This is a genomic window from Pseudomonas sp. SW-3, from assembly GCF_016615645.1.
Taxonomy (GTDB): domain Bacteria; phylum Pseudomonadota; class Gammaproteobacteria; order Pseudomonadales; family Pseudomonadaceae; genus Aquipseudomonas; species Aquipseudomonas mandelii.
Genome location: NZ_CP067098.1, coordinates 2,469,949 through 2,482,434, shown reverse-complemented (window position 1 = coordinate 2,482,434; position 12,486 = coordinate 2,469,949). Strand labels below are relative to the sequence as shown.

Genomic DNA, 12,486 nt, shown 5'->3' with positions numbered 1-12,486 from the left:
AAAAAGAGGCGGCCTTGCAAGGCCGCCTCTTCATCATGGGTTACTTCTTGCGCGGAATAAATCCTGGAACGCCGGTTTCGACCACCGAGTTGAATCGAATCCGGGTCGTGATGTCCTCCTGAATCTCAACCATGGCCCGTTGCGGTAAGGTCGAGATATCGAAGTTTTCCCGAATGTGACTTGGTGTCGCCGACGTGGTCAGGAACGCCACGCCCCGCTGCACCGACCAGGCCAGCGCCACTTGCGCCGGGGTTTTCTGCACACGTTGGGCGATCTGGGTAATCACCGGTTCTTCCAATACATTGGGCTCCATGCCGTGGCCCAGTGGCGCAAACGCAAGCACGATAATCCCATGCTCTTTGCAGAATTCGAGCAGTTCCCATTCCGGCAGGTACGGGTGAGCTTCAATTTGCACCACGGCCGGTTTGATCCGCGCCACTTCGACGATTTCTCGCAGTTTTTCCAGGGTAATGTCCGACAAGCCGATCGACTTGCAGCGGCCTTCATCCATCAGGCGCTCCAGCGCCCGCCAGGTCTCGATCAGCGTGACGCCGTCGTCGTAGATAACGTGGCCCTCTTCATCTCTCGGGTCCTGGTTGTCGCCGGGTTGAAAGGCAAACGGCGTGTGGATCAGGTAGCAGTCGATGTAATCAACTTGGAGGCGTCGGCAACTGGCCTCGAACGCCGGTGCGACGCGCTCGGGACGGTGGTTGGTGTTCCACAGTTTGGTGGTGACGAACAGGTCTTCGCGGCGGACTTTTCCGGCGTCCAGCATTTCCTTGAAGGCCACGCCCACCTGTTCTTCATTTCGATAACGCTCGGCGCAATCGAAATGGCGAAAGCCTGCTTCCAGCGCGTCCTTGACCGCCTGGGTGGTGACGCTGAGGTCGCGAAACAGGGTGCCAAATCCCACGGCCGGCATTGCGCCGGAGCCGTGATTCAACGGAAATTTCGTGTCACGAAGGTCATCGTTAAAGTGCTCGTAAGTCATGTCTGTACTCCAATCTCTGGGGCTATTGATACGAAGGTTTCGGGGCTTCGCGGCTGGCAACGCGCTGCTCGAACGCGCCGACGGAATTACCGCCGAGCGCCACGTACAGCCGCACGGTGTCGAGGTATTGCGCGGTCTTCACGCGGATCTGACCGAGCAACGCCTGCTCATAGGCACGCTCCGCTTCCAGCACCTGAAGGATGCTGTTCTCGCCTTGCGCATAGGCTTGCTGGTTCAAGCGCAAACTGGTGTCGGCGGCGCGTAACGCGTCTTCCTGCGCCAGGTTTTGCTCGGCGTCATGGTTGATGGCCTGCAGCGAGTCCGCGACCTGGCCGAACGACTGAATGACGGTCTGCTGGTAGCCAGCGAGCGTCGCCTTGTAGCCGTCGACGGCCGCCTGACGTTCAGCCTTGAGCGTTCCGCCATCGAACAGCGGCCCCGCGATCCCCGCCGCGAAACCCCAGAGTGCAGCGCCGCCATTGCCTGAGGCGGCCTGGGCCAACGACGCGGACAACGTGACGCGCGGGTAAAGATTGGCGGTGGCGATGCCGACGGCCGCGCTGGCCATGTGCAATTCGGCCTCGGCTTGCAGAACGTCCGGCCGGCCGTGGGCCATTTCCGAGGGCACGCTGACGGGCACGTTCGCCGGCAATACGAACTCGGCAAAATCAAAGTCCGGCGCGCTCCAGTCACCCGGGCCTTTGCCCGTCAGAATCGACAACGCGTGGCGTGCCGCATCGCGCTGCTGAGCGAGGGGCGGCAGCAGCGTGCGGTCCTGGGCGAGCCGGGTTTCGGCCAACGAAACGTCGATCTGCGTGGTGGTGCCGTTGGTGTGGGCCATGCGCACGAGGTCGAGGTTCTTGGCGTCATTGGCCAGCAGCTTCTCGACGGCCGCGATCTGTGCGTTGGCGGAAGCCACCAACAATGCCTGGCTGGCAACGTCGCCGGTCAGGGTCAGGTACGCCGCTTCATAACGATGCTTCTGCAGCGCGGTAAACGCTTCTTGCTGTTCGATCACGCGCTTGTTGCCGCCGAACACGTCAAGGTCAAAGCCAACCCGCGGCCCGATTGCATAGAAGTTGGAGGTGGCAGGCTCCTTGGCGTTGTGTACCCGCTGGCGGCCTGCCGTCGCGCCAAAATCGACTTGCGGATACAACGCACCTTCCGCGGCAGCTACCGAAGACGCGGCTTGCCGGATTGTTGCGTCCGCTGCCACGAGTTCAAGATTGCCCTCGATGGCGCGACGCACCACGCTGTTGAGCTTGTGCGACTGGAAAGCTGTCCACCAGTCACCGCGGACCTTTTTACCCAGGTCGATATGCTGTTCACCGGGCGTGTTGCCGCCCTGACCGAGGCGTTGCTCGGCCTGCTGGTCGTAGTGTTGCGACAGGCTCGGCGGCGGCATTTGGTAGTCAGGGCCGACGGTGCAAGCGGTCAGGAATACCAGCGCCGATACCGCACCGAAGGTGGTTTTGAACAGCTGTCTGTTGAGGAAGTGCGCATTGGATTTCATTGGGCAAACTCCACGAAAACTAGTTGGTCGGAACGGGCTTGCGAAGAAAGACAACCAGTGGGCTCACCACCAGCATCGCCACCATCAAAATCTTGAATTGATCGACCACCGCGATAAACGCTGCCTGGTGGGTGACCATGTGGTTGAGCTCCGCCAGGGCTTGCAGGGACATCGGCCCGACGCGGTACGGCGTCAGGTTGCTCACCAGCGCCACGTGCATCGCTTGCGTGTTGTTGAAGAAATACAGCTGCACAATCGCCACGCCCAAAGTGCTGCCGTACACACGGGACAGATTGAACAGACCGGTGCCTTCGGGGCGTAACGTCGGGTCGAGCGTGCTGAACGCAACCTTGGTCAACGACGGCATCAAGATGCCGATGCCAATGCCCTGGATCGCACCGGCCACCGCCACCGGCGACCAGTCCATCAACGGCGAGTAACCGAGCATTAGCCAGTTGGCATAAATCACCACGGCAACGCCTGCAGCGACGAACAGCCGACGGTCGAAGCGCTCAGGCACACGGTTCATCAGCAGGAACGCGCCGACCAGCCCGATGCCACGCGGAATGGTCAGGGAACCGGTGGTGTCCGGCGGGTAGCCGAGAATCTCGTCGAGCATTGGCGAGGTCAGCGCCATGGTCGACAGCAGCACGAAACCGACGGCGAAAAAGATGATCGTCGACAGCACGAAGTTGCGGTCGCTGAACAAGCGCTTGTTGAGGAAATGCACCTTCGCGGTCAACACATGCACGGCGAACAGGTACAGCCCCAGCGCAAAGCCGATCGCCTCCAGCCAGATCTCGGTCGAAGCAAACCAGTCCAGGCGTTCACCGCGATCGAGCAGCATTTGCAGGCTGATCAACCCCAGCGTGAAGCTGCCGAAGCCGAAGAAATCGAACGTCGGGCGCTTCTCGGCTTTCTTCTCGTTCAGCAACAGCGCCATCACCAGGAAGATGAATGCCGACAATGGAAGGCTGATGTAGAAGATCGGGCGCCAGTCGAAATGCTCGCCGATCCAGCCGCCGAGGCTCGGGCCGCTGACGATGCCGAACAGCACGATGGCGGTCCAGGTCGCGCCAAATTTTGCGCGCTTCTCCAGGGGCAATGTCTCCAGCGAAATCGCCATCGACAACGGTGCCAGCACGCCACTCGCCAGGCCTTGGATAATGCGCGCGCCGATGAATTCCAGTGGCGTGGTTGCCTGGGTGGAGAGCAGCAAGCCAAGGACGAAAAAGGCCAGCGCGGTTTGATAAACCAGTTTCAGGCCGAATCGCCCGGCGAGCCATTGCGCAACCGGCATGGTGATGGCGCTCGCCGCCAGGTACGAGGTGAAAATCCACCCGGCCTGGTCGTCGGTCATCGACAGGCTGCCCTGAATCAACCTGAGTACGGCATTCGGAAGCGGCAGGTTCGCCGACTGCATGTAAGTCGCGAGCAGCGCGGCGAACCTTATCGTTCCCGCACCTTGGGGTCCGGCAAGGTTGGCGTTCATCAGAAGTTACCTGCGGTCAACAGCGCCTTGAGCGGATGCCACCAGGGCGTGCGGTAGCCGGTATCGACCTTGACCGTGGCACTGGTGCCCGAGAACAGCGGCAACGCAGGATCGACCTCATCGAGCTCGAGCCGCACCGGTACGCGCTGCACAACCTTGACCCAGTTGCCGGTGGCATTTTCCGGCGGCAGCAGGGCGAAGTCCGATCCGGCACCCGGGCTCATGCTGGTCACGTGAGCTTTGAAAACGTGATCCGGATAGGTATCGATAATGACGGTCGCGGTCTGGCCGGGACGCATGTGGGTGACGTCGGTTTCACGGAAGTTGGCCTCGACCCAGATCTCGCGATCGGACAGCAGGGCAAAGGCTGGCGCGCCGTTGTTGACGAAGTTGCCAACCTGCAAATCGTCGACCTTGGCCACGATGCCGTCGTCCGGCGCATACACCGTCGCGTACGACAGGTAGAGCTGCGCTTCGTCGAGCTGAGCCTTGGCTTCGCGCACCGTCGGGTGGGTATCGGCGTCGATGTTTGGGTTGCCGTTCAGGGCAACCACAGTGCTGGCGATCTGTTGTTCAACCGACGCGATCCGTTGCCGGGCCACTTTGAGATCAGTGTCGGCGCGCTCGTAAATGGCGCGGGAGACGAATTCGGTCGCAACCAGCGCCTTCTTGCGGGCGAATTCCCGCTGGTCGAAATCGGCCGACTCTTTGGCCGATTGCAGCTCCGCCTGCTGCTGGCGATAACTGGCCTTGAGTCCATCGATACGCAGGCGCGCCACGCTCAACTGCGCTTCTGCACGGTTGACGGCGATCTGCAACGGTTTTGGATCAATGCGAAACAGCACCTGGCCCTTGTGAACCTGCTGATTGTCCTCGACGGCGATCTCGACCACTTGCCCGGAAACCCGCGCATTGATCGAGGCCTTCGCCACTCGGGCGTAGGCGTTATCGGTCGACATAATGGCAGCGCCGGCCTGATAGCGAGCGAAGCCGACGGCGGCGAAAATCAGCGGCAGACCGACAATAAGGAACGGCCGCAGTTTCTGTTTGAACGGTTTCTTGACAGGCGTATCGCCAAGGTTCGGCGCGGGGTGCTCGAAGCTCTGCGAAGCCGGGATGTCGAACTGTTTAGTCATGATCGAATACACCTTTCACCGGGACATCGGGCCGGCAAACAATGCGGCGGCCCCGACGTCAATAGTTGCTGTGAGGAATCAAGCCCGAGCACGGACTGGAGGATCGCTCCGCCGCACCTGTTTCGTCGCCGCAACACTCAGTTCGAGTTCCGCTTCAACAAACCGTAAACCAAGGAATTTCTGGTTCCTTAATTTTGTGCGATGGTGTAAGAATATCCCCACACCCACCCTCCATCAAGGTTTTTATACGACATGGCACAAAAAAAGATTACCGAAGGAAAAGGTCGCGGCCGCCCTCGCGCGTACGACCCGCAGACTGCGCTGCAGCAAGCGCTTGGTGTGTTCTGGAGCACCGGCTATTCCGGCGCTTCGCTGGACAGCATCGCCACGGCAGCGGGCATGAATCGCCCCAGCCTCTATGCCGCATTCGGCGACAAACACGCGCTCTACATAAAAGCGCTTGAGCAATATTGGGAATTTGCTGCGGCGGCGATGCATGAAGCGCTGACGGACACCACCCTGCCCCTGCGCGATGCCTTGATGCGTTTTTACGAGGGGCAGCTATCGATCTACTTCTCGGGTGACGGCCAACCGCGCGGCTGTTTTGCGATTGGCACGGCGACCACCGAAGCGGTCGAGGATGCGGAAATTCGTGAAGTGCTTTCCGAGCGGCTCAGCAGGCTCGATGCCGATCTGGAAACACGCCTGCGCACGGCCATTGATTCCGGCGAACTGAAAGCCGACGTCGACGCCGCCGCCCTCGCCGTCCTCGCGTCTTCCTTGCTGCACAGCATTTCGATACGCGCGCGGGCAGGCAAATCCCGAGAGGAATTGACGGAACTGGCACGCAATGCGGTCGGGGTGATGTGCGGTGCGTGAAGGACTTGAAGACATCCTGGCGGAACATCTGGCGGTGATTTTCTGCGGCATCAACCCGGGCATGACGGCCGCCGCTCAAGGGCACCACTTTGCCGGACGAAACAATCGTTTCTGGCGCACGCTCCATCTGGCAGGCTTCACGCCGGAGGAGGTGCGCCCGGAAAACGACCGGACGATCTTGAATTATCACTGCGGATTGACGGCCGTGGTGGATCGGCCCACGGCGCGGGCGGATCAGTTATCCCTGCACGAATTCACCGCCGCCGCCGCGAGTTTTGAACAGAAGATCGCTCGCTATGCGCCACGCTACGTCGCATTTCTCGGCAAGTCGGCGTACAGCGCGCTATCCGGCCAGCGAACCATTGCCTGGGGGCTTCAGGCACACACCTTTGGTAATGCCCAGGTCTGGGTCCTGCCCAACCCGAGCGGGCGAAATCTCGCCTTCACCCTGGACCAACTGGTGGCCGCGTACCGCCAACTCTGGTCGGCAGTGAATTAGCCTGCACCGAGGGCATGCACGGCAATGCCCTCTACCCGGCGTCGATCAACAAAACTTGCGTTCAACAACCGTAAGCTAAGCTTAGAGCAGCTTATTGCACACGATGCTCGCGTCTGCAGGTTTGGGGTTGTTCTGGAGAGCGTCTGCAACAGCTATTTCAGACAGGCCCAACCTATTCACGCAGGACTACGTGATGACCGAGCCCCTCCTCAGTTTTGATCAACTCAAACGTGCTGCCGCCTCCGGCGAGATTGATACTGTTCTTGTTTGCATGGTCGACATGCAAGGCCGACTGGTCGGCAAGCGATTCCAGGTCGAGTTTTTTATCGACAGCGGCCACGAAGAAACCCACTGCTGCAATTACCTGCTGGCCGACGACATCGACATGGAACCCGTGCCGGGGTACGCCGCCGCCAGTTGGAGCAAGGGCTATGGCGACTTCGTCCTCAAACCCGACATGTCCACTTTGCGACGGGTGCCCTGGCTGGAATGCACGGCGCTGGTGCTATGTGATGTCCTCGATCACCACCATCGGCGGGACCTGCCGCACAGCCCGCGGGCGATTCTGAAAAAGCAGATCGAGCGACTGCGCGAACGCGGCTACACCGGCATGTTCGCCTCGGAACTGGAGTTCTATCTGTTCGACGAAAGCTACGAGGCCATCCACGAGCGCAACTACCACAAGCCAAAAACCGCCGGCCACTACATCGAGGATTACAACATCCTCCAGACCACCCGCGAGGAGCCGGTGCTGCGGGCGATTCGCAAGCATCTGCAAGCGTCCGGCATTCCCGTGGAAAACTCCAAGGGTGAATGGGGCCCGGGCCAGGAAGAGATCAACATTCGTTACGCCGATGCGCTGACCATGGCCGACCACCACGTCATCATCAAGCACGCCTGCAAAGAGATCGCGCAGTTGCAGGGCAAGGCGATCACGTTCATGGCCAAGTGGCGGTATGACGCCGCCGGGTCCAGCAGCCACATTCACAATTCGCTGTGGGACAAAAACGCCAAGAAGCCGCTGTTCTTCGACGCCAAGGCCGAGTTTGGCATGTCGAAGTTGATGCGTGCCTGGGTGGCCGGCCAGCTGAAATACGCCAACGACATCACCTGCTTTCTCGCGCCGTACATCAACTCCTACAAGCGCTTTCAGGCCGGCACCTTTGCGCCGACCCGTGCGGTCTGGAGCCGCGACAATCGCACCGCAGGCTTTCGTCTGTGTGCAGAAAGCAGCAAATCCATCCGCATCGAATGCCGCATCGGCGGCGCCGACCTCAACCCTTATCTGGCCTTTGCCGCGTTGATCGCTGCGGGGCTGGCCGGTATCGACGAGAAGCTCAACCTCACGCCGCCCTTTGAAGGCGATGCCTACGTCGACGAACACTTGCCTGAAGTGTCGAAGACACTGCGCGAAGCCTGCGCCGCCCTTCAGGGCTCCACCATGTTGCGCGAGGCGTTCGGTGATGAAGTGATCGACCACTACGTGCACACCGCCGAGTGGGAGCAGAAAGAGTACGACCGGCGCATCACCGACTGGGAATTGCAGCGCGGTTTCGAGCGCTATTGAGACCGCCATCATGACTGCAACGATTCAACTCATCTCACCGGTCGATGGCCGGGTCTATGCCGAACGTCGCTGCGCCGATGCTGCGCAGATCGAGCAGGCGCTGGCGGCTGCCGCAGCGGCCCAGGCGCAATGGAAGCACCGACCGCTGAACGAGCGCGCCGACTTTTGCGGTGCCGCCGTTGACGCGATGCTGGCCATGAAGGACGAAATCGTCCCGGAACTGGCCTGGCAAATGGGCCGCCCCGTGCGCTTTGGCGCGGGCGAACTGCGCGGTTTCGAAGAGCGCGCCCGGCATATGATCGCCATTGCACCTGAAGCGTTGGCAGCCATTGAACCCACGCCTGTCGCCGGTTTCCGCCGCTGTATCAAGCGCGAGCCGATGGGTACGGTGCTGGTCGTCGCTCCTTGGAATTACCCCTATCTGACGGCAGTGAATACGATTATTCCGGCACTGATGGCCGGCAACAGCGTCATCCTCAAACACGCCTCACAAACGCTGCTGGTGGGCGAACGGTTCGCCGAAGCGTTTCGCCGCGCCAATCTGCCCGAAGGCCTGTTCCATAACTTGCTGCTCAATCATGACCAGACCGCCGCAATCATTGCCTCTGGCCGCGTGCAGCAGGTGAACTTCACCGGCTCGGTCGGCGGTGGCAGAACGATGGAAAGCGCAGCGTCAGGCCACTTCCTCGGCCTGGGCCTGGAGCTCGGCGGCAAAGACCCGGCCTACGTCCGCGCAGACGCCAACCTCGACTACGCGGTGGAAAACCTGGTGGACGGCAGCTTCTTCAACTCCGGGCAAAGCTGCTGCGCCGTCGAGCGCATCTATGTCGATGAAAACATCTACCCGGCGTTTGTCGAGCGATTCGTCGCGCTGACGAATCAATACGTGCTGGGCAATCCACTGGACGAAGCCACCACACTCGGTCCGCTGGTCAATCCGGGCGCGGCTGAATTTGTGCGCGGGCAGATCGCCGATGCGCTGGCCATGGGCGCAAAGGCGCTGATCGATCCGAAGGCCTTTCCCCTCGACGCACCGGGCAGCGCCTACCTCGCGCCGCAGGTGCTGGTCGATGTCAGCCATCACATGTCGGTGATGCGCGAAGAAAGTTTTGGTCCAGTGGTCGGCATCATGCCGGTGACCGGCGATGACCAGGCCATTGCGTTGATGAACGACAGCGAGTTCGGGCTCAGCGCTTGCGTCTGGACTCAGGACCTCGCCGCCGCCGAACGCTTGGGCAACGCGATCGACACCGGCACCGTGTTCATGAACCGCTGCGATTACCTGGACCCGTCCCTGGCCTGGACCGGCGTCAAGAACAGCGGTCGCGGCGTGACGCTATCGCGCCTGGGCTACGAGCATCTGACCCGAGCAAAATCCTTCCATTTGCGCCATGAGATCTGAGCCATGAGCCTGACCGGAAACTGGAACTACCCCACGAGCATCCGCTTCGGTGTCGGTCGCATCGGCGAGCTGGCAGAGGTCTGTCGCAGCCAGGGTATCCAGCGACCGTTGCTGGTCACCGACAGCGGCCTGGGGCGCGCGCCGATCACCACGGCGGCGTTGGATTCCTTGCGCGCCGCCGGCCTCGGCGTCGCGCTGTTTTGCGACCTCAAGCCCAATCCTGTCGAAGCCAACCTCGCAGGCGGACTCGATGCCTGGCGCGCCGGCAAACACGATGGCGTGGTGGCTTTTGGCGGCGGCAGCGGCCTGGACATGGGCAAGCTCATCGCTTTCATGAGCGGCCAGACCCGGCCGGTCTGGGATTTCGAAGACATCGGCGACTACTGGACACGCGCCAACGAGAGCCAAATCGCTCCGGTTATCGCGGTGCCGACGACGGCGGGCACCGGTTCGGAAGTCGGCCGCGCAGCGGTGATTATCGATGAACGCACCCACACCAAACGCATCATCTTCCACCCGAAAATGATGCCGCGCGTGGTCATCAGCGACCCGGCCCTGACCGTCGGCATGCCGGCCAAAGTCACCGCCGGCACCGGCATGGACGCATTTGCGCACTGCCTGGAAGCCTACTGCGCGCCTGGTTTTCACCCGCTGGCCGATGGCATCGCAGTGGAAGGCATCCGCTTGGTGGCCAACGCGCTGGTGCGGGCAGTCCACACCCCGTCCGATCTCGATGCGCGCGCGCAAATGCTCGCCGCCGCCGCGATGGGCGCCACCGCATTCCAGAAAGGCCTGGGCGGCATGCACGCCCTCTCGCATCCGGTCGGCGCGCTATACGACACCCATCACGGCATGACCAACGCCACCTTCATGCCCTACGTACTGCAATTCAATCGCCCCGCCATCGAAGAACGCATCACGCGCCTGGCGGCTTATCTGCGTCTCCCCTCGCCCGGCTTCGACAGCTTTCTGGCCTTCATCCTCAAACTGCGCAAAGACATCGGCGTGCCGCACACGCTGATCGAGTTGGGCGTGGATGATCGCCAGGCCGACTTGATCGCGGACATGGCGATTGTCGACCCGTCTGCCGGTGGCAACCCGTTGCCATTGACCCGGGCTGGCGCGGCAAGCATTTTCGACGCGGCTTATCACGGCCGTATCTAGAGCAGTTGTCTGTCCAGACATGGGCATGGACAGGGTGTACCGGTTGGAAAAGGAGCAGTACGACAAGGGGTTGAAAGCCAGCCCATCCGGGACACGGATGGATGCGTATCAAAACCTGGAGGGGCACACAACATGAAGCCAGCAAGCCAAGCCGGCACCAACGCGTCGCACGACGATGACGTCAAGGTGCTGCACAGCATGGGCTATGCCCAGCAACTCTCGCGACGAATGGGCGTTTTCTCCAACTTTGCCATTTCCTTTTCGATCATCTGCATCCTCTCGGGTGGCATCAACTCACTCGCCCAGGGCACCTCGGGCGCGGGTGGTGCGTCCATCGGCATCGGCTGGCCGGTCGGTTGCCTGATCTCCGGGGTCTTCGCCATGGCCATGGCGCAGATCTCATCAGCCTACCCAACCGCTGGCGGCCTCTATCACTGGGGCTCGATTCTCGGGAACCGCTTTACCGGGTGGCTGACGGCCTGGTTCAACTTGTTGGGGCTGGTGACCGTGCTCGGCGCGATCAACGTCGGCACTTACTACTTCTTTTTTGGTGCTTTCGGACCCGCATTGGGGATGGAAGACACCATCACGACACGGATGATTTTCCTGGCGATCCTCACGGGGTTGCAGGCCTTGTTTAACCACCTGGGGATTGGCCTGACCGCGAAGCTCACCGATTTCTCGGGCTATCTGATCTTCGCCACTGCACTGGCGCTGACCATCGTCTGCCTGATCTCGGCGCCCAGTTATGAGTTTGCCCGGTTATGGACCTTCAGCAACTACTCCGGCGAAGCAGGCGGCAACGTCTGGCCGCAGGTCTCGAACGGCTGGATCTTCATGCTCGGCCTGCTCTTGCCGATCTACACCATCACCGGTTATGACGCCTCCGCGCACACCTCCGAAGAAACCCGCAATGCCGCCCTGTCCGTGCCACGGGGCATGGTCATGTCGGTGGTCTGGTCGATGCTGTTCGGCTGGGTGATGCTCAGCTCGTTCGTGCTGATGCTGCCGAGCATGGACGAAGCGGCGAAGCATGGCTGGACCGTGTTTTTCTGGGCGATGGACACGCAAGTGAACCCGACGGTAAAAACGGCGCTGTACGTGGCCATTTTCATCTCGCAATTCCTCTGCGGACTGGCGACCGTGACCTCGGTCTCGCGCATGATCTTCGCCTTCTCCCGCGACGGAGGCCTGCCCTTCTCCAGAGCATTGTCATCGGTCTCGCCAACCCTGCGCAGCCCGGTGGCGGCAATCTGGACCGGCGCTACCCTCGCGGTGTTGTTCGTCTGGGGCTCGTCGGTGATCTCGATCGGTGAAACACCGGTCTACACCATCGTCGTGTCTTGCACGGTGATCTTCCTGTTCTTCTCCTTCATCATCCCTATCGTGCTCGGCCTGTTCACCTACGGGACCTCGAAGTGGCCAACCATGGGACCGTGGAACATGGGACGCTTCTGGTTCACCGTGTTCGCCCTCCTCTCGATCCTCTCGATGGTGATCATCTTCGTCATCGGCATCCAGCCACCGAACGATTGGGCGCTGTACATCACCATCGGCTTTCTGGTGCTGACGGCGATTGTCTGGTTCGGTTTTGAAGCCCGCCGCTTCCAGGGGCCGCCGGTGGGCGACGTGATCATCAGGCGTCAGGCCGAAATCGCTGCGGCGGAAGAGGCGCTGAACAAACGTTTCGGAGACTGATACCACCACCATAAAACGGGACGCCAAGCGTCCCGTTTTATGAAAACAGATAGATCAGGAGTTGTTTAATGAACTGACATTCACTTCCTACAGGCACTGATAGCTTCGACAACGCCCACAAAGCCACTACCGCCTGAGCCTGTTC

Annotated in this window: 10 protein-coding genes; 6 read left to right on the top strand and 4 right to left on the bottom strand. The window is 61.1% G+C overall.

The genetic code is table 11. The annotated features are described in order from the left end of the window. Positions 1 to 40 precede the first annotated feature (40 nt). From JIO00_RS11020 to JIO00_RS11005, 4 genes are read right to left on the bottom strand one after another with little or no spacing between them, the layout of a single operon-like run. A complete protein-coding gene (locus JIO00_RS11020) occupies positions 41 to 991 on the bottom strand; it encodes an aldo/keto reductase (RefSeq protein ID WP_200668197.1) in 951 nt (316 codons plus the stop codon). Positions 992 to 1,013: 22 nt separating this feature from the next. Continuing rightward, positions 1,014 to 2,504, bottom strand: a complete 1,491-nt coding sequence (locus JIO00_RS11015) for an efflux transporter outer membrane subunit (RefSeq protein ID WP_010459021.1) — start codon at positions 2,502 to 2,504, stop codon at positions 1,014 to 1,016. A 19-nt stretch (positions 2,505 to 2,523) separates the two neighbouring features. Next, positions 2,524 to 3,996 carry a DHA2 family efflux MFS transporter permease subunit gene (locus tag JIO00_RS11010; RefSeq protein ID WP_169857339.1) on the bottom strand — a complete coding sequence of 491 codons (1,473 nt, stop codon included), beginning with the start codon at positions 3,994 to 3,996 and terminating at the stop codon, positions 2,524 to 2,526. Beyond that, entirely contained in the window at positions 3,996 to 5,132 is a 1,137-nt protein-coding gene (locus JIO00_RS11005) for an HlyD family secretion protein (RefSeq protein WP_200668195.1), read from the bottom strand. Before JIO00_RS11005 ends, JIO00_RS11010 begins: the two co-directional genes overlap by 1 nt. Positions 5,133 to 5,384: 252 nt before the next feature. On the opposite strand from JIO00_RS11005, the gene JIO00_RS11000 reads away from it, so the two are divergent. The 6 genes from JIO00_RS11000 to JIO00_RS10975 all read left to right on the top strand — a co-directional run bounded on the left by JIO00_RS11000 (position 5,385) and on the right by JIO00_RS10975 (position 12,341). Beyond that, positions 5,385 to 6,011, top strand: a complete 627-nt coding sequence (locus tag JIO00_RS11000; RefSeq protein WP_010459018.1) for a TetR/AcrR family transcriptional regulator — start codon at positions 5,385 to 5,387, stop codon at positions 6,009 to 6,011. After that, the gene (gene mug, locus JIO00_RS10995) at positions 6,004 to 6,510 is read left to right on the top strand and encodes a G/U mismatch-specific DNA glycosylase (RefSeq protein ID WP_010459017.1); all 507 of its coding nucleotides are present in this window, start codon (positions 6,004 to 6,006) and stop codon (positions 6,508 to 6,510) included. Before JIO00_RS11000 ends, mug begins: the two co-directional genes overlap by 8 nt. Before the next feature lie 193 nt (positions 6,511 to 6,703). Further along, positions 6,704 to 8,077 (top strand): glutamine synthetase family protein, encoded by a 1,374-nt coding sequence (locus JIO00_RS10990; RefSeq protein WP_010459015.1) that lies wholly within the window; start codon positions 6,704 to 6,706, stop codon positions 8,075 to 8,077. 10 nt (positions 8,078 to 8,087) lie between these two features. Then, positions 8,088 to 9,479, top strand: a complete 1,392-nt coding sequence (locus JIO00_RS10985; protein ID WP_200668193.1) for an aldehyde dehydrogenase family protein — start codon at positions 8,088 to 8,090, stop codon at positions 9,477 to 9,479. Positions 9,480 to 9,482: 3 nt separating this feature from the next. Further along, on the top strand, positions 9,483 to 10,643 hold the full coding sequence (locus JIO00_RS10980) for an iron-containing alcohol dehydrogenase (RefSeq protein ID WP_200668191.1): 1,161 nt from the start codon (positions 9,483 to 9,485) through the stop codon (positions 10,641 to 10,643). Positions 10,644 to 10,775: 132 nt separating this feature from the next. Then, the gene (locus JIO00_RS10975) at positions 10,776 to 12,341 is read left to right on the top strand and encodes an amino acid permease (protein WP_200668189.1); all 1,566 of its coding nucleotides are present in this window, start codon (positions 10,776 to 10,778) and stop codon (positions 12,339 to 12,341) included. The last annotated feature ends 145 nt before the right edge of the window (positions 12,342 to 12,486 follow it).

Coding starts and splice junctions, on each gene's coding strand:
- JIO00_RS11020 (WP_200668197.1), bottom strand. CDS start 991: ATGACTTACGAGCACTTTAACGATGACCTTCGTGACACGAAATTTCCG.
- JIO00_RS11015 (WP_010459021.1), bottom strand. CDS start 2,504: ATGAAATCCAATGCGCACTTCCTCAACAGACAGCTGTTCAAAACCACC.
- JIO00_RS11010 (WP_169857339.1), bottom strand. CDS start 3,996: ATGAACGCCAACCTTGCCGGACCCCAAGGTGCGGGAACGATAAGGTTC.
- JIO00_RS11005 (WP_200668195.1), bottom strand. CDS start 5,132: ATGACTAAACAGTTCGACATCCCGGCTTCGCAGAGCTTCGAGCACCCC.
- JIO00_RS11000 (WP_010459018.1), top strand. CDS start 5,385: ATGGCACAAAAAAAGATTACCGAAGGAAAAGGTCGCGGCCGCCCTCGC.
- JIO00_RS10990 (WP_010459015.1), top strand. CDS start 6,704: ATGACCGAGCCCCTCCTCAGTTTTGATCAACTCAAACGTGCTGCCGCC.
- JIO00_RS10985 (WP_200668193.1), top strand. CDS start 8,088: ATGACTGCAACGATTCAACTCATCTCACCGGTCGATGGCCGGGTCTAT.
- JIO00_RS10980 (WP_200668191.1), top strand. CDS start 9,483: ATGAGCCTGACCGGAAACTGGAACTACCCCACGAGCATCCGCTTCGGT.
- JIO00_RS10975 (WP_200668189.1), top strand. CDS start 10,776: ATGAAGCCAGCAAGCCAAGCCGGCACCAACGCGTCGCACGACGATGAC.